The organism is Mycobacterium sp. KBS0706 (genome assembly GCF_005938675.2).
In the GTDB taxonomy this organism is placed as follows: Bacteria; Pseudomonadota; Alphaproteobacteria; order DSM-16000; family Inquilinaceae; genus Inquilinus.
The window spans coordinates 1-14,958 of record NZ_VCCH02000008.1; the positions used below are offsets into that span (position 1 = coordinate 1).

General features: G+C 71.0%; 15 protein-coding genes. 10 read left to right on the forward strand and 5 right to left on the reverse strand.

The annotated features are described in order from the left end of the window. The 4 genes from FFK22_RS42740 to FFK22_RS05935 all read left to right on the forward strand — a co-directional run. On the forward strand, nucleotides 1-246 hold a 246-nt coding region (locus tag FFK22_RS42740), incomplete at its 5' end, for a cupin domain-containing protein (protein WP_186002332.1). A gap of 8 nt (nucleotides 247-254) precedes the next feature. Then, a complete protein-coding gene (locus FFK22_RS05925) occupies nucleotides 255-797 on the forward strand; it encodes a GNAT family N-acetyltransferase (RefSeq protein ID WP_138886853.1) in 543 nt (180 codons plus the stop codon). Nucleotides 798-864: 67 nt separating this feature from the next. Next, nucleotides 865-3,981: a YdbH domain-containing protein gene (locus FFK22_RS05930; RefSeq protein WP_138886854.1), complete on the forward strand. Its 3,117-nt coding sequence runs from the start codon at nucleotides 865-867 to the stop codon at nucleotides 3,979-3,981. A gap of 16 nt (nucleotides 3,982-3,997) precedes the next feature. Further along, nucleotides 3,998-4,195: a YnbE family lipoprotein gene (locus FFK22_RS05935; RefSeq protein WP_138886855.1), complete on the forward strand. Its 198-nt coding sequence runs from the start codon at nucleotides 3,998-4,000 to the stop codon at nucleotides 4,193-4,195. 149 nt (nucleotides 4,196-4,344) lie between these two features. Here the strand turns inward: FFK22_RS05935 and FFK22_RS05940 are convergent, their stop codons facing one another. After that, entirely contained in the window at nucleotides 4,345-5,511 is a 1,167-nt protein-coding gene (locus FFK22_RS05940; RefSeq protein ID WP_138886856.1) for a porin, read from the reverse strand. Between the two features lie 173 nt (nucleotides 5,512-5,684). Between FFK22_RS05940 and FFK22_RS42745 the strand changes: the two genes are divergently transcribed. After that, on the forward strand, nucleotides 5,685-5,843 hold the full coding sequence (locus FFK22_RS42745; protein WP_186002340.1) for a hypothetical protein: 159 nt from the start codon (nucleotides 5,685-5,687) through the stop codon (nucleotides 5,841-5,843). Between the two features lie 24 nt (nucleotides 5,844-5,867). Here FFK22_RS42745 and FFK22_RS05945 read toward each other — a convergent pair whose 3' ends face one another. From FFK22_RS05945 to FFK22_RS05955, 3 genes are all read right to left on the reverse strand, one after another. After that, a complete protein-coding gene (locus FFK22_RS05945) occupies nucleotides 5,868-6,896 on the reverse strand; it encodes a cupin domain-containing protein (RefSeq protein ID WP_138886857.1) in 1,029 nt (342 codons plus the stop codon). A gap of 64 nt (nucleotides 6,897-6,960) precedes the next feature. After that, nucleotides 6,961-8,091: a RimK family alpha-L-glutamate ligase gene (locus tag FFK22_RS05950; protein WP_138886858.1), complete on the reverse strand. Its 1,131-nt coding sequence runs from the start codon at nucleotides 8,089-8,091 to the stop codon at nucleotides 6,961-6,963. A 14-nt stretch (nucleotides 8,092-8,105) separates the two neighbouring features. Further along, nucleotides 8,106-8,831, reverse strand: a complete 726-nt coding sequence (locus tag FFK22_RS05955; RefSeq protein WP_138886859.1) for a hypothetical protein — start codon at nucleotides 8,829-8,831, stop codon at nucleotides 8,106-8,108. 159 nt (nucleotides 8,832-8,990) lie between these two features. Here FFK22_RS05955 and FFK22_RS05960 point away from each other — a divergent pair, with 159 nt between their 5' ends. Next, nucleotides 8,991-10,484, forward strand: a complete 1,494-nt coding sequence (locus tag FFK22_RS05960) for a CoA-acylating methylmalonate-semialdehyde dehydrogenase (RefSeq protein ID WP_138886860.1) — start codon at nucleotides 8,991-8,993, stop codon at nucleotides 10,482-10,484. Between the two features lie 58 nt (nucleotides 10,485-10,542). On the opposite strand, the gene FFK22_RS05965 is transcribed toward FFK22_RS05960, so the two are convergent. After that, complete coding sequence (locus tag FFK22_RS05965) at nucleotides 10,543-11,166, reverse strand: FMN-dependent NADH-azoreductase (protein WP_138886861.1); 624 nt, start codon at nucleotides 11,164-11,166, stop codon at nucleotides 10,543-10,545. A gap of 123 nt (nucleotides 11,167-11,289) precedes the next feature. On the opposite strand from FFK22_RS05965, the gene FFK22_RS05970 reads away from it, so the two are divergent. From FFK22_RS05970 to FFK22_RS05985, 4 genes are read left to right on the forward strand one after another with little or no spacing between them, the layout of a single operon-like run. Then, a complete protein-coding gene (locus FFK22_RS05970) occupies nucleotides 11,290-12,306 on the forward strand; it encodes a LysR substrate-binding domain-containing protein (RefSeq protein ID WP_138886862.1) in 1,017 nt (338 codons plus the stop codon). A gap of 10 nt (nucleotides 12,307-12,316) precedes the next feature. Then, nucleotides 12,317-13,147, forward strand: coding sequence for an ABC transporter substrate-binding protein (locus tag FFK22_RS05975; protein WP_138886863.1), 831 nt, complete (start codon nucleotides 12,317-12,319; stop codon nucleotides 13,145-13,147). Further along, entirely contained in the window at nucleotides 13,144-14,166 is a 1,023-nt protein-coding gene (locus FFK22_RS05980) for an iron ABC transporter permease (protein ID WP_138886864.1), read from the forward strand. The genes FFK22_RS05975 and FFK22_RS05980 overlap by 4 nt, the downstream gene beginning before the upstream one ends. Then, complete coding sequence (locus FFK22_RS05985; RefSeq protein ID WP_138886865.1) at nucleotides 14,166-14,951, forward strand: ABC transporter ATP-binding protein; 786 nt, start codon at nucleotides 14,166-14,168, stop codon at nucleotides 14,949-14,951. The genes FFK22_RS05980 and FFK22_RS05985 overlap by 1 nt, the downstream gene beginning before the upstream one ends. Nucleotides 14,952-14,958: the final 7 nt, after the last annotated feature.

Consider the following 14,958-nt stretch of genomic DNA (forward strand, 5'->3'; position numbering starts at 1 on the left):
TTCCGCGGCGAGCTGGTCGAGGGCGTGCTGCCGGCCGGCGCCGTGGTCAGCTACGACACGCCGCCGATCCACGGCATCGAGCAGCATGTCTGGATGCTGGACGGGGCGCTGGAGCTGCTGGTCGACGACGTCGTCCACCGTCTCGGTCCGGGGGATTGCCTGCGCTACCGCCTGTTCGGGCCGACCCGCTTCCACTGCCCCGGCCCGCAGCCGGCCCATTACGTCATCGCCCTGTGCAAGCCATGAGCGCCGCCATGCCCGACACCGCCTTGTCTCCGGTCACCCTGGCGGAGGTCGCCCCTGACGGCCTCGCCGCTCATCTCGACGACCTCGCCGAAGTGCTGCATGGCTGCGTGCTGGACGGTGCCAGCGTCGGCTTCGTGCTGCCCTTCTCGGTCGCAGCGGCGCGGGAGTTCTGGCTGGGGCTGGAGCCCGCCTTCTGCAGCGGCGCCCGGCGGCTGATCGTGGCCCGGCTGGACGGGCGCACGGTCGGGACTGTGCAGCTCGTGCTCGGTATGCCGGCCAATGGCCGCCATCGGGCCGAGATCGCCAAGCTGCTGGTGCATCCGTCGGCGCGGCGCCGCGGCATCGCCCGGCGGCTGATGCTGGCGGCCGAGGAGCTGGCGCGCCGGCACGGCCGCACCCTGCTGCTGCTCGATACCAGGCGCGGCGACAGCGGCGAGGCGCTGTATGCGAGCCTCGGCTTCCGCCTGTTCGGCATCGTCCCCGGCCATGCCTGTTCCCCGGCTGGCGTGCTGGAGGAAACCAGTTACATGCTGAAGGAGTTGTGGTCGTAGGCGGGTTCGCCGCGACGCCCCCAATGCGCACGCTGTTTTGCCCCGCCGGCTCGGCTAGACTGGCAGGATGGCGCGCTTTATTCCCCGTCGCCGCTGGACGATCGGCATCCTCGCTCTGCTCGCGACCCTGGTCGGGGTCGCGGTCGCGGCGCGCGGGCTGCTGCCCGGCTGGATCGAGGCGGAGGCGATCTCCCGCCTCAGGGCTGAGGGCGTGCCGGTGGAGCGGCTGACCGTGTCCAGCGTCGATCTCGGCTCGGCCGAGATCGGCGGCATCGCCGTGGCCGAAGGGCGGATCACGATCGACCGCATCTCGCTCGGCTTCAACCCCTGGACCCTGATCCGCCAGGGCCACCTGACCTCGATCGCGTTGTCCGGCGTGTCGATCCGCCTCGGCATCGACCGGTCCGGCTCGCTGGACCTGCCGCGGATGGAGGTGCTGGAGGGCGGTGGCGGCGGCGGGCTGGGTGCGATCCCATTCCGGACCATCTCGGTCAGCGACAGCACGATCGTGATCGACACGCCCTGGGGCCGGATCCGCACCCCGGTCGAGGCCGAAGGCGCGGTCAACGAGCTGGGCCGGCTGGTGTGGAAGGGGCAGCTGCGCCCGGCCGGCGCCGGCGGCGCGGCCCAGGCCAAGTTCGATCTGACCAACACCCCCGAAGGCCAGATCTATGGCGGCGTGCAGCTGGAACGGGCCAGCTTCCGGTCGGACCAGCTGTCGCTCGACGGGGTCACCGGCTGGATCGCCTATGGCGGCGAACGCGACAGCAGCGGCGAGATCCAGGGCGCGCTGACGGTCGCCGAGGTCGAGCGCGGCACGGCCCGGTTCCACGATTTCGGTGTGCAGGGCAATGGGACGCTGGAGCAATTGCAGCAGTTGATCGTCGGCGCCAAGATCGGCACCGGCGATGGCAGCCTGGGGCTGCAGTTGCAGGGCGCAAAGCAGGGCGGGGGCACCGACCTGGCGGTGCAGGTCGCCGCCGACAATCTCGCCGCGGTGGCGCCGGCCCTGGGCTTCGAGGGCGGGGTGACCGGCAAGGCCAGCGTCAACGCCTGGCTGACCCTGCGCACCCCAGGCCTGCCCAGCCTCGACGAGCTGCCGCAGCTCCTGGCCGACGGCTTCATCCGGGTCTCGACCGACGGCGTCCAGGCCGGCAGCGGCGTGGCGCTGCAGACCGGACAGTTGAGCGCCGCCATCGACCTGTCCGGCGGCACACTGACCCTGGCCGGCAGCCGGCCCTGGAAGGTGGCGGGCCGCTTCGCCTCCGGCAAGCTCGCGGTCGACCTGGACTGGCTGCCCGGCGACGGCGGGCCGCAGCGGCTGGAGTTCAGCCGTGAGGCCGACACCTGGTGGACCCGGCTGGCCGGCGCGACCAAGGGCAATGTCGCCGGCTTCGACGTCGCCGGCTCGATCGACGCCGAGCTCGGGCTGAACGATGCCGGCCAGGCCAAGGTCCGGGTGCCGGAGGCGGTGCTGGACCTCGACCCGTTCGAGGCGATCGGCCTGACTATCGACCCCGGCCCGATGACGGTGTCGGGCGAGACCACCGATGCCGGCTGGACCGCGACGCTGTCGGGCAGCTCGGCGATCGGCCTGCCGGGCAAGGCGGGCGGCAACGCCACGGCGCAGGGCACGGTCCGGGTCGACACGGTCGGCCAGCATCTGACGGTGCGGCCGGTGCAGGGCGGATGCCTGTCGCTGGCCGTTCCGGCGCAGGATTTTACGCCGCGGCTGCGCCTGGCCGAGCCGGCGGCGGCGCAGCTGTGCCCGGATGCCGAGGGCCGGCCGCTGCTGGAGACCGATCTCGACAGCGACCGGCCACCGCTGGTGCGGGCGTCGATGCCGGCCCTGGCACTGGACCTGTCGATCGGCGCCGGCGCGGACGCGACCCGGCTGACCGCGACAACGCCGGTTCTCGCCATCGCGCCGGCGGCGCAGCCCGAGGGCAGCTATCGCCTGACCGCGGCGGACGGCAAGCTGGCTTTGCCCGGTGCCGGGTTGACGGTCGAGGATGTCGACGCCGAGGTCGCGGTCGTCCCCGGCGCCGCGGTTCCGTTCGACGCCAGCCTGACCGCGGCGCGGCTGGCGATCGAGGGCAATCCGGTGGTGCCGATGAAGGCGACGCTGCGCAGCCGGCTCGACGCCGCCACCGACATCCTGTCGCTGGACGCCGAGCTGACTGATCCGGAAGGCCGGGCCCGCGCCGCCGGCACCGGCCAGCACGACCTGACCACCGGCGACGGCGGCCTCGACCTGGTGCTCGACCCCGTGCGGTTCCGCCGCCGCGGCCTGCAGCCGAAAGATGTGGTGCCGGCCCTGGCCGCGCTGCCGCTGGCCTGCGTCGACGGCCGGATGGAGGGCAGCGGCCGGATCGCCTGGGGCAGCGCCGCGGAGACCGCGCTGGATCTGCGGCTGCGCAACGCCGCCTTCCGCACGCCCTGGGGCCGGGCCGAGGGGGCGACGGCCCAGCTGCGGCTCGACCGGTTCTCGCCGCTGCGGCTGCCGGCCGGCCAGCGGGTCCGGATCGGCCGGTTCCTCCTGGATGGTGAGATGCCGCCTTTGACCGATGTCGACGCCCGCTTCGGCTGGAGCCCGGCCGGCGGCGTCGATCTGCGGCGGGCGGCGCTGGACTGGACCGGGGCCAAGGTCAGCGTCGAGGGCGGATCGGGCCGGCGGCGGCCCTCGGTGCTCAGGATCGAAGGGCTAGACCTCGCCCGCGCCGTCGCCGCGGCCGGGCTGGACGACGTGCGCGCCACCGGCATCGTCGACGGCACCATCCCGTTCCGCCTCGACCGCGACACGATCGTGGTCGAGAACGGCGTGCTGGCGACGCGCGGCCCGGGCGAGATCCGCTATGGCGGTGCGACGGCGCCGGACGAGATCAAGGCGGCCGCGGCTGCCGAACCGGGCATGGACACGCTGATGGCGGCGCTGCGCAACTTCCAGTATCAGTCGCTGCGGGCGACGCTGGACGGCCGCAGCGACGGCGAGGCGAATGTGAAGCTGGCGGTGCGCGGCTCCAACCCCGACCTCTATGGCGGCTTTCCGATCGCGCTCAACGTCAACCTGTCGGGCGAGCTCTACGTCATTGCCCGCCGCAGCCTGGCGCTGGCGCGGATCGGCGACCGGATCCGGGATTATTACGTGGAGCGGCTGGGGCGCCGGACCGATCCGCGATGCTGAAAAGGGAAGGGGCCCGATGACCGACCGATCCCGCGCCGCTGGCGCCGGCCTCTGCCTTGCCGCGCTGCTCGGCGCCTGCTCGCCGGTGATCCGGGTGGTGCCGCCGGACAAGCCGATCGAGATCAACCTCAACGTCCGGGTCGAGCAGGACGTCAAGGTCCAGGTCGACCGCGACCTGCAGAAGGTGGTCGGCAAGAACCCGGCGGCGCCTTAGCCACGAAAAAAGGGATGCGCGGTTGGCAGCACCGCGCATCCCCGTCGACCGGACGCGATCTTTCAGTCTAGGAGGGAACGAGACAGAGACCTTAGGAGCGATCTGTCGCGTCCGGTCTTCTCGGGCCAACCGCCGGTTTGGCCTGGGCCTCAGAAGGCCAGGTTGATGCCGGTCAGCAGGTTGGCGTTCTCGAAATCCTTGCCCTCGCGGAAGTTCTGCCTCTCGTAGATCACTTCCGCATAGGTGTTCAGGCCTGGCGCCAGCGTATAGGTCAGGTTCACGCCGGCGATGTGGTTGTCCTGCAGGTCCGTGGCGCCGGTATAGGGCTGTGTCAGCCCGTTGTTGCTGCCGGCCCAGGTATAGGCATAGGACACCGAGGTCAGGAACGGACCCCACTGGTAGCTCAGATCGCCGATGACCGTGTCCACCGACTTGTCGGTCAGGTACAGGGTCGAGTAGTGGGTCCAGTTCACGCTGGCGGCGATGCCGCCCGACTTGACCCGGCCGCCAAGGGTGTAGGCCTCGAGGTCGTGGTGCTCCGGGTTGTTGTCGGTGGTGACGCCGTTGCCATAGGCAGCCGTGGCGGCCAGGCGCAGGTCGGTGCCGCCGCCGATGTCGCCGTCCCAGCCGACGCCGCCGGTGACGACGTTCTCGTACAGCGTGCTGCTGTCGTTGACCAGGTCATTGCGGCCGCCGGGGCCGGCATGGGTCGAGCCGCCCACGACCGGAGTGAAATCGACGCCGAAGCTGAAGCCGTTGATCGTCGGCGAGGTGTATTTGATGCGGGTATCGTCGTTCGCCAGCCCGCCGAGATAGGTGGCATCGATCGAGTAGAAGTTGCCGCCGCCCAGCGGGAAGTCGCCGTCCAGCAGGTCGCCGAAATCCATGCCGCCGGCCCCGACGGCCCCGGCCAGCTCGTCATGGGCGTAGACATAGCCGAAATCGTCGGCGACGGTCGGCCCGTCACCGAAGGTGATGGTGCCGAAGCTGCCCTTCACATAGACATAGGTGCGGTCGACCAGGACGTTGTCGCGGCGGTTGATCGAGTCGAAGCGGATGCGGCCGCCGTATTCGAGGCCGGAATCAGTGACGTTCTTGACGTCGAACTGCATCCGCGCATTGGTCTGGAAGTCGTAATCGCGGTCGAAGTCGCTGTGTTGGGTGTCGGTGAGCACCAGCGCGGATTGCGCGGCGACGAACCCGGTGATCTTCAACTGCAGACCGGACGTCACATTCGCATCGGCCGCCGATGCCGGCATGGCCCCGATCAACGCGGCAGCGGCCAGCGCCGTGCCTCCCAGCAATACCTGCTTCATTCTGCCTCCCTCTACCCGCACCGACGCGGGGCGATACACGCAAGACGCCCGCCTGTCGGCCGAGCTCTGTGTCGTCGAAGGCACAGTCGATTGGGCTTGGTGGGTTGCTTTAATCGTGTGCCTGAGACAGCAAAAACCCTAGCCTCGGCCAAATTCGTAACATACATACAAAAATGTATAGTTTGTTACAGTGCCGATCCGTTGCCGGCGGGCCACACCCGCTGCCGGGACGGCACCAGCACTATTTCGCCGACAGCTCGCTCCCGTCCTATGACGCGGAGGCGACGGCGCTGCTCACCCGGCGGGTGCTCGCCTTCCTGGGTCGCATCTGACCTGGACTCTGGCGACGCCGGCCATCAAGCGTCCTCGCCATCCCAGTATCGCCGCAGTCCCGACATGTCGAAGATGTCGTCCTGGCTGCGCAGCGCGCCGACCGCCATCTTGTTCGAATCCGGATAGACGCAGACCTCGTTCGGGTTGCGCTGGCCGATCATCAGGGTGCGGCAGGGGCCCGGGCCGCTGTTGATGAAGGAATGGCCGACCTTCCGGCCGGCGGGGAAGCAGACATAGTCGCCGGCTTCCAACTCGTGGCGCTCGTCGCCGAGGATCAGCGTCACCTGGCCTTCGAGGACCAGCGCGTGCTCCTCCTCCAGCATGTGGTAGTGTGTCGGGCACAGGCGCTTGCCGGGCGCCGGGGATTCGATCAGCACGCCGACACGGTAGCCAGGCCCGACCGCCGCATGGGTCAGGTGCTTCGACCGGCCGCCGAACCGCGCGCTGCCGGGCACGCCGTCCTCATGCCAGTCGACCGCGGCTTCGGAGATCGGCGGCTTCGGCACGACCGCAGCCTCGGTCACCGCGGCATCGGTGGGCGGGGCGACGCCGGCCGGCAGGCCGGTGTCCTCGCCGTCCCAGTAATTGCGCATCGCCGCCATGTCGAAGATCGCCCGCCGCCCCAGGGGGCGCACCAGCACCTTGCTGGTGTCGGTGTAGACGCAGACCTCGTTCGGGTTCTTCTCGCCCACCACCACGTAGCGGCAGGTCGTGTTGCCGGTGTTGACCAGGCAATGCCCGGCCTGCTGCCCGGCCGGGTAGCAGATATAGTCCCCGGCCTTCATCTCATGGGTGTCGGTGCCGAGCCGCGCGGTGACCGTGCCCTCGAGGATGTAGACATGCTCCTCCTCGAAGATGTGGTAGTGCGCCGGCGAGCTCTGCTTGCCCGGGCCCAACTCCTCGATGGCGACGCCGACATGATAGTCGTCGCCGACCGCGGCCCGGGTCAGGTGGCGGTAGCGCATGGTGAAGCGTGGGATGTCCGACCATTCCTGCCACGGCACGTCGTCCGACGAGATCGGACTGGCCGGCGCGACGGTCTCGCTCGCCATGTGTCTGCTCCCCCTTGCGATCAGGCCGCCCGATCCTGGACCGGAAGCGGCAGCGGTCAAAGCCTCACGGTTCCGCCGGCCGGCGATGCGCCAGGGCCAGGGAGCGGGCGAGTGCGGCGCCCAGCGACAGGCCGTAAGCATCACGCAGATAGGTCTGGAAGTCGTAGATCGTCACCGCCGGGCAGGTCTCGAACTCCAGGATCCTGACGTCGCCGTCCTCGCCGGCGCGGAGGTCGACCGAGAAATAGTCGCGCAGGCCGAAGATCTCGGCCAGGCGGGGCACCAGCGCCTCGGCCGCGGCGACGGTCCGGGCCGCCGCCGGGCCGGCCTCGGCGCGCAGATCCGACAACCGCGGGACAAAGGCGCGGTCCTGCGTCTCGCCGAAGCCGGTGCGGCCGCCCTCGGTGTCGCGGCTGCCGGAGAGGCTGGCATTGTCGCGCATGGTCATGAAGGCGCCGCCGGTCTCGCTGCCGGGGTCGCGGCCCAGCCGGGCGATGCCCAGCGACGCGGCCAGGGGGCGGCCGGTGTCCATGAAACTGACCCGGACGTCGTGGCCCGGCAGGAAGGGCTGGATCACCGCCCGGTCGCGATAGCGGTCCCACAGCCTCGTGGCAGCCTCCAGCGCCGCCGCCGCATCCGCGGTCCGGGAATCGGCGAAGATGCCGATCTTGGCGCCGAGCGTGTTCGGCTTGACGAAGAATGGCCCCGGCCCGTCCAGCACTGCGGCGCCGGCAATGATCCGCCGCCCCTCCGCCAGGGCGGTCGGCGGCACCGGCAGGCCGGCCGCCGCGGCTAAAGCGGTGCATTTGAACTTGTCCTGGCACAGATGCTGGGCTTGCGGCGGGCTGCCGTAGGTTGGAATCCCGGCCAGCCGCGCCAGGGCGCTGACGGCGCTGCCGCGGTAATAGGCGATGCCGTCGGTCTGGCACCACAGGATGGTGTCGTCGCGCCGGGCGACGAGGCCGGGCAGGGCGCCGATCAGCCCGTCGATCTCGATGAACTCGGCCTCCAGCCCGGCCTCGCCGAGCGCTGCCGTGAGCTCCGGCCGGATCGCCTCCAGGTCGGTCGCCTGGGCCAGATAGCAGGCGATTTCCGCCGTGACGGCGGGATCGAATCCGGCCGCCTGCAGCCGCGCCCGGCACGCCGCCTCGGGTTCATAGGTGATGACCACGCGGCGGAGCGGGGAGGGCGGCATCGTCGGCTCCTCGATCAGGGAAACGCGCAGACCTCGTTGGTGACGCGGACGAAGCTGCGCTCGCCCTCGACCAGGCTGAAGCGGTACTCCTTGTCGCCGACCACGATGGTCTGGAACAGTGGCAGCACGCCGGTGGCGGTGGCCTGCTTGCCGTCGATGCCGCGGAAGTTGACGGTCACGCTCTTGGCCGGGTCGAACCAGGACTGCGCCTTGTTGTTGTCGTCCACCGCGCTCTCGCCGCGGCCGGTCACGGCGATGGTGTTGTTGGCGAAGGCGACCGAGCTGTTCGATCCCGCCGCGTTCTGGGTCGGCAGGATGAAGCGCTTGCTCTCGCCCGGCTTGCAGTCGCGCGGCGCCGCAGCCTGGTCGATGTAGAAGGCCAGGCGCTGCGGGTCGAGCCCGGACTGCAGGCGCTGCGCCACCTTGTCGGCCATCTCGCGATAGGTGCCGGTCGGCACCTCGCGCTCGAATCGGGCCATCAGCTCGCGATACTGGATCTGCGCCGTCTGCGCCGCCGCCTGCAGCTGCACCCGCTGCTGTTCCCACCCGCTCTTGTCCTGGGTCAGCGTGCCGACCTGGGCCTGCAGCGTCGCGATCTGGCCGCGGGTCCGCTCGACCCCGATCTGATAGGCGAAGGCCGCCACCACCACCAGCACGGTGATCGAGAAGAAGACGCGGATGATCGCGCCCCAGACGCGCCGCCGGTAGCGACTCTCCGGATCGTAGAGACCGAGACCCATGAACCCCATCCAAATCCTTTGCCGGCGGACGTTGCCGCCGTAGCATGGCCGACAGTTACGACAGGGGCCCCCCGGCCGCCAAGCCCGTCGCGAGGGGCGCGGCAAATCGGCGGCGTTTAAACTGTCGTCTAAACAGAGTTCCGTTTGGAGGAGCGCAGCGTGGATCCGATCTATCACTTCATCGACGGCAAGGCCGCGCCCGGCCGCAGCGGCCGCGCCGGCGACGTGTTCAACCCGGCGACCGGCGAGGTCTCGGGCCGCGTCGACTTCGCCTCGGCCGAGGAGGTCGGCGCCGCCATAGCCGCGGCCCGCAAGGCGCTGCCCGGCTGGGCGGCGACACCGACGGTGATCCGCGCCCGCATCATGTTCCGCTTCAAGCAGCTGATTGAGGAGAACATCGAGGAACTGGCGCGGATCGTCACCGCCGAGCACGGCAAGGTGCTGTCCGACGCCAAGGGGTCGATCCAGCGCGGCCTCGAGGTGGTGGAGTTCGCCTGCGGCATCCCGCATCTCTTGAAGGGCGAGTTCAGCGAGAATGTCGGGCGCGAGATCGACAGCTTCTCGATCCGCCAGCCGGTCGGCGTCTGCGCCGGCATCACGCCGTTCAACTTCCCGGTGATGGTGCCGCTGTGGATGTTCTCGGTCGCCATCGCCTGCGGCAACACCTTCGTGCTGAAGCCGTCGGAGAAGGACCCGTCCGCCGCCAACTGGATGGCGGCCAAGCTGATCGAGGCCGGGGCCCCTCCGGGCGTGCTGAACGTGGTGCATGGCGACAAGGTCGCGGTCGACACGCTCCTGACCCATCCGGGCGTGGCGGCGGTCAGCTTCGTTGGCTCGACCGCGATCGGCGAGTACATCTATGCGACCGCGGCGGCACATGGGAAGCGGGTGCAGGCGCTGTGCGGCGCCAAGAACCACATGGTGGTGATGCCGGACGCCGACCTGGACAAGGCGGTCGACGCGCTGATGGGCGCGGGTTACGGCTCGGCCGGCGAGCGCTGCATGGCGATCTCGGTGGCGGTCGCGGTCGGTGACGTCGGCGACAAGCTGATCCAGAAGCTGGAGCCCAAGGTGCGGGCGCTGAAGGTGGCGCCGGGCACGGACCCGGACGCCGAGATGGGGCCGCTGGTGACGAAGCAGCACTACGACAAGGTGCGCGGCTATGTCGACATCGGCGTCCAGGAGGGCGCGAAGCTGGTGGTCGACGGCCGCGGCCTGAAGCTGCAGGGCTACGAGAACGGCTACTTCGTCGGCGGCTGCCTGTTCGACCAGGTGCAGCCAGAGATGCGGATCTACCGGGAGGAGATCTTCGGGCCGGTGCTGTCGGTGGTGCGAACGCCGGATTTCGCGACCGCGCTGGACCTGGTGAACAAGCACGAATACGGCAACGGCACCGCGATCTTCACCCGCGACGGCGATGCGGCGCGGACCTTCGTCAGCAACTGCAATGTCGGCATGGTCGGCGTCAACGTGCCGATCCCGGTGCCGATGGCGTTCCACAGCTTCGGCGGCTGGAAGCGCTCGGCCTTCGGCGACCTCGGCATGTACGGGCCGGACGGGGTGCGCTTCTACACCAAGCTGAAGACGGTGACCGAGCGCTGGCCGACCGGCATCAAGGGCGGGGCGGAATTCACCATGCCGGTGATGCGGTGAGCGGCCCCCGCAAGGTTGGGTTCGCGCTTCGCGAACCCAACCTTGCGGGCGATGATCCTCAAGCCGCCGCAGCCAGACCCGGCGAGGCCTTGGCCTGCTGATGCGCCTCGGCGACGGCGCGGTCGCGGTGTTCCGGGCCGTAGCCCAGGCCTTCGGCGCGGACGAAGTCGATGTCGGTGACGCCGATGAAGCCGAGGATGGCGCGCAGATAGGCCTCCTGGTGGTCCAGGGCCTCGAGGCCGGCGGTGTAGATGCCGCCGCGCGAGGAGGCGATGATCACCTTGCGGCCGCCGGCCAGGCCGACCGGGCCGGTCTCGGTGTAGCGGAAGGTGCGGCCGGCCTGGGCCAGCCGGTCGATCCAGGCCTTCAGCTGGGTCGGGACGGTGAAGTTGTACATCGGCGCGCCGATCACCACGACGTCGGCCGACAGGAACTCACCGACGATCGCGTCGATCAGCGCCCGCTCCTCGGTCTGCGCCGGGGTCAGCTCGGCATCCTTGCCGAACTTCACCACCGCCACGCGCTCGGCGTCCAGGTGCGCGGGCGCGTCGACGACGAGGTCGCGATACACCAGCTCGGCCTGCGGGTAGTGGGCGCGCCAGGCCTCGACAGTGGCACGGGTCAGCTGGCGCGACACCGAGGCGTCGCCGAGCGGGCTGGAATCGATCTGCAGGATCTTCATGGACCCCTCCGTGAGTGCAAATGACATCGGCATTGTATTTACGGATGGTGGCAATCTGCCTGTAGTCTGGATTTTTGCGATGGATCGTTCTATGTGTGAGACAATTCACTACGAGTGACGGCCATGCTCGACCTCAACGACCTCCGCCTCTTTGCCAAGGTGGCGCAGCTGGGCGGCTTCACCGCCGCCGGCCGGGCGCTCGGCCTGCCCAAGTCGCGGCTCAGCCGCCGGATCGCGGCGCTGGAGGAGGGGCTGGGAGTCCGGCTGCTGCAGCGCTCGACCCGCCGGTTGTCGCTGACCGATGTCGGCGAGACCTTCCTGCGCCATTGCGAGGCCCTGCTGGCCGAGGCCGAGGCGGCGGAGCAGGCGGTGGCCCAGGCACGGTCCGAGCCGAGCGGGCTGATCCGCGTTACCTGCCCGCACATCCTGGCGCAGACCATGATCGCGCCCCTGATCAACAGCTTCCTGGCAGCCCATCCCGCGGTGCGCATCGCCATGGAGCTGACCGGCCGCCGCGTCGACGTGATCGACGAGCGCGTCGACCTGGCCTTCCGCGTGCGCCGGCCGCCGACCGAGCCCTCCGATGTCGTGGTGCGGGTGCTGTCCCAGACCCGGGCGGTGGTGGTGGCGGCGCCGGCGCTGCTCGATCGCGTCGGCCGCCCCGCGGAGCCGGTCGACCTGATCCGCCTGGGCACGCTCGACCTGCACCATGCCGATGGCCGCCATGTCTGGACCCTGGTCGACGCCGCCGGCGCCCCGCAATCGGTGCCGCATGTGCCGCGGCTGGCCAGCGACGACATGTTCACCCTGCGCCAGGCCGCGATCGACGGGCTCGGCGCCGCGCTGCTGCCGGACTATATCTGCCGGCCGGCGATCGAGGCCGGGCTGCTGGAGCATGTGCTGTGGGGCTGGCGGGTGCCGGAGGGCGAGGTGCAGGCGGTGTTCGCCTCGCGCCGCGGCCTGGTGCCGGCAGTGCGCGCCCTGGTCGACCATGTCGTGCGCTGGGTGCCGCGGATGGTGGCGATCTGCGACAGCGACCTGCGCGAAGAGGACCGGTTGCCGCCCTATCGGGATTCCGGCGCCAACGCCGCCGCGCTCGGCCTTGATGCGCTGTTGACCGCCCGGCCGGCCGCCCATTAGCGTCGCGGCGATGCGCCGTCCCGCCGCGATCCCGCTGCTCCTGGCCCTCGGGCTCGCGGCGCCCGCCATGGCCGGACCGCATCGGATCGTCTCGCTCAACCTCTGCGCCGATGCGCTTGTGCTGCGCCTGGCCGACCGCGCCGCTGTGCAGTCGGTGAGCTGGCTGGCGCGTGACCCGGAGAATTCGATAGTGGCGGAAGAGGCGGCCTCCGTGCCGGTCAATCACGCGCTGGCGGAGGAGGTGGCGGCGCTGGAGCCGGATCTGGTCGTGGTTGGCGCCTTCACTGCCCGCAGCACGGTGGCGCTGTTGCGCCGCCTGGGAATGCCGGTGCTGGAGCTGGGCGTGCCGCAGGACCTGGACGGCGTCCGCGCCCAGATCCGCGAGGTGGCGGCGGCCCTGGGCCGGACGGAGCGCGGCGAGGCTATGATCGCAGCGATGGACGAGAAGCTCGCGGCGGTCCGGAGACCGGCATCGCCACCGCTGGCGGTGGTACTGCGCCCGAACGGCTTCACCGCCGGCCGCGGGTCCCTGGTCGACGAGATCCTGCGCCGGGCCGGCGTCCGCAACCTCGCCGCCGAGCAGGGGCTGGAGAATTACGGCGAAATCCCGCTGGAGCGGGTGGCGCTGGCCGGGGTGCGGCTGTTGATCCTGAACCAGCCGGAGAACCGGGCGCCGTCGCTGGGCGAGGCGGTGCTGGACCATCCGATCCTGTCCGCCCTGCCGGATCTGCGCCTGGTCCGGGTGCCAGCGCGGCTGTGGACCTGCGGCGGGCCCGAGGTCGCCGACGCCGCGGCCCTGATCGCCGCCGCTGGCCGTGAGGCAGCAGGAGAGTCGCCATGACTGCCGAGACCACGGATCGCCGAGCCTCGGCGGCATCCTATCCGCTTCTGCTCGCCGGCCTCGCCGTGGCGGCGCTGGCCTGTCTCGCCGGGTCGGTCGCCACCGGATATGCGTCGCTCGACCTGCCGGCCGCGATCGGCGACCTGCTGGCCGGGCGGCGGAGCCTGCCGGCGCTGGTGCTGCTGGAGCTGCGGCTGCCGCGGGCGCTGCTGGGCCTGCTGGTCGGGTTCAGCCTCGGCCTCGGCGGCGCCGCGATGCAGGGGCTGCTGCGCAACCCTCTGGCCGAGCCCGGCGTGATCGGCGTCTCGGCCGCGGCGGCGCTCGGCGCCGTGCTGGTGTTCTACACGGGCCTCGCCGGCAGCTTCGCTTTGGCCCTGCCGCTGGGCGGCATCGCCGGGGCGGTGCTGGCGACGCTGCTGCTGCTCACGCTGGCCCGGCGCGGCGCCGGCACCATGACCGTGATCCTGGCCGGCGTCGCCATCAGCAGCGCCGCCGGGGCCCTGACCGCCCTGGCGCTGAACCTGTCGCCGAACCCCTATGCGGCGCTGGAGATCGTGTTCTGGCTGATGGGGTCGCTGGCCGACCGCAGCCTGGAGCATGTCTGGCTGGTGCTGCCGCCGATGGCGGTCGGCTGGGCCTTGATCCTGGCCGGGACGCGGGCGCTGGACGCGCTGACCCTGGGCGAGGACACCGCGACCAGCCTGGGCTTCGACCTCGGCCGGCTGCGGCTGCAGCTGATCGCCGGCACCGCGCTGGCGGTCGGCAGCGCGGTGGCGGTGACCGGGGCGATCGGCTTCGTCGGACTGGTTGTGCCGCATCTGCTGCGCCCGTTGGTCGGGCACCGGCCGGGGCGGCTGCTGCTGGTCAGCGGCCTGGGCGGCGCCGTGCTGCTGCTGCTGGCCGATATCGGGCTGCGGCTGGTGCGGGTGCAGCCGGAGCTGAAGCTGGGCGTGGTCACCGCGGTGATCGGCGCGCCCTTCCTGTTCAGCCTGATCTGGCGGCTGCGGCGGAGCGCCTGATGCGGATCGATGCGACAGGGCTGCACCTTGCGCTCGGCGGCCGCCCGGTCCTCGCCGGCATCGACCTGGCGCTGGCGCCGGGCGCGCTGGTCGGGCTGATCGGGCCGAACGGCGCCGGCAAGACCACGCTGCTGCGCGTGCTGGCCGGGCTGCAGGCGCCGGATGCCGGCACGGTGCGCTATGACGGGCTGTCGGCCCGGCAGCTCGGCCGCGACCGGCTGGCCGGGGGCCTGGCGGTGCTGATGCAGGGCGACGAGGTGCAGTGGCCGCTGCGGGCCGACCATCTGGTGGCGCTGGGGCGGCTGCCGCACCGGCGGGCGCTCGGCGGGATGTCGGCGGCGGACCATGACGCGGTGACGCGGGCGCTGGAAGCGGCGGATGCGGCGCATCTGCGGCGGCGCACGGTGGGCACCCTGTCGGCCGGCGAGCGGATGCGGGTGCTGTTCGCCCGGGCGCTGGCCGTCGAGGCGCCGATGCTGTTCGCCGACGAGCCGGTGGCGGCGCTGGATCCATTCCACCAGCTGCAGATCATGGAGCTGCTGCAGGCCCGTGCCCGGGCCGGCGCCGGCGTGCTGGTGGTGCTGCACGACTTGGCGCTGGCCGGTCGGTTCTGCGACCGGCTGGTGCTGCTGCAGGACGGGGCGGTGCTGGCCGACGGCCCGCCGCACGAGGTGCTGACCGACGATCACCTGCGCCGCGCCTATGCGGTCGAGGTGCAGCGCGGCGAGCGCGACGGGATCGGCTATGTCCTGCCCTGGTCGCGCATCGCCACGCCGGAGCGGTGAGATCGGC

Bases quoted from the DNA above. Each gene is read 5' to 3' on its own strand.
- FFK22_RS05925 (WP_138886853.1), top strand. From the start codon at position 255: ATGCCCGACACCGCCTTGTCTCCGGTCACCCTGGCGGAGGTCGCCCCT.
- FFK22_RS05930 (WP_138886854.1), top strand. From the start codon at position 865: ATGGCGCGCTTTATTCCCCGTCGCCGCTGGACGATCGGCATCCTCGCT.
- FFK22_RS05935 (WP_138886855.1), top strand. From the start codon at position 3,998: ATGACCGACCGATCCCGCGCCGCTGGCGCCGGCCTCTGCCTTGCCGCG.
- FFK22_RS05940 (WP_138886856.1), bottom strand. From the start codon at position 5,511: ATGAAGCAGGTATTGCTGGGAGGCACGGCGCTGGCCGCTGCCGCGTTG.
- FFK22_RS42745 (WP_186002340.1), top strand. From the start codon at position 5,685: ATGTATAGTTTGTTACAGTGCCGATCCGTTGCCGGCGGGCCACACCCG.
- FFK22_RS05945 (WP_138886857.1), bottom strand. From the start codon at position 6,896: ATGGCGAGCGAGACCGTCGCGCCGGCCAGTCCGATCTCGTCGGACGAC.
- FFK22_RS05950 (WP_138886858.1), bottom strand. From the start codon at position 8,091: ATGCCGCCCTCCCCGCTCCGCCGCGTGGTCATCACCTATGAACCCGAG.
- FFK22_RS05955 (WP_138886859.1), bottom strand. From the start codon at position 8,831: ATGGGTCTCGGTCTCTACGATCCGGAGAGTCGCTACCGGCGGCGCGTC.
- FFK22_RS05965 (WP_138886861.1), bottom strand. From the start codon at position 11,166: ATGAAGATCCTGCAGATCGATTCCAGCCCGCTCGGCGACGCCTCGGTG.
- FFK22_RS05970 (WP_138886862.1), top strand. From the start codon at position 11,290: ATGCTCGACCTCAACGACCTCCGCCTCTTTGCCAAGGTGGCGCAGCTG.
- FFK22_RS05975 (WP_138886863.1), top strand. From the start codon at position 12,317: ATGCGCCGTCCCGCCGCGATCCCGCTGCTCCTGGCCCTCGGGCTCGCG.
- FFK22_RS05980 (WP_138886864.1), top strand. From the start codon at position 13,144: ATGACTGCCGAGACCACGGATCGCCGAGCCTCGGCGGCATCCTATCCG.
- FFK22_RS05985 (WP_138886865.1), top strand. From the start codon at position 14,166: ATGCGGATCGATGCGACAGGGCTGCACCTTGCGCTCGGCGGCCGCCCG.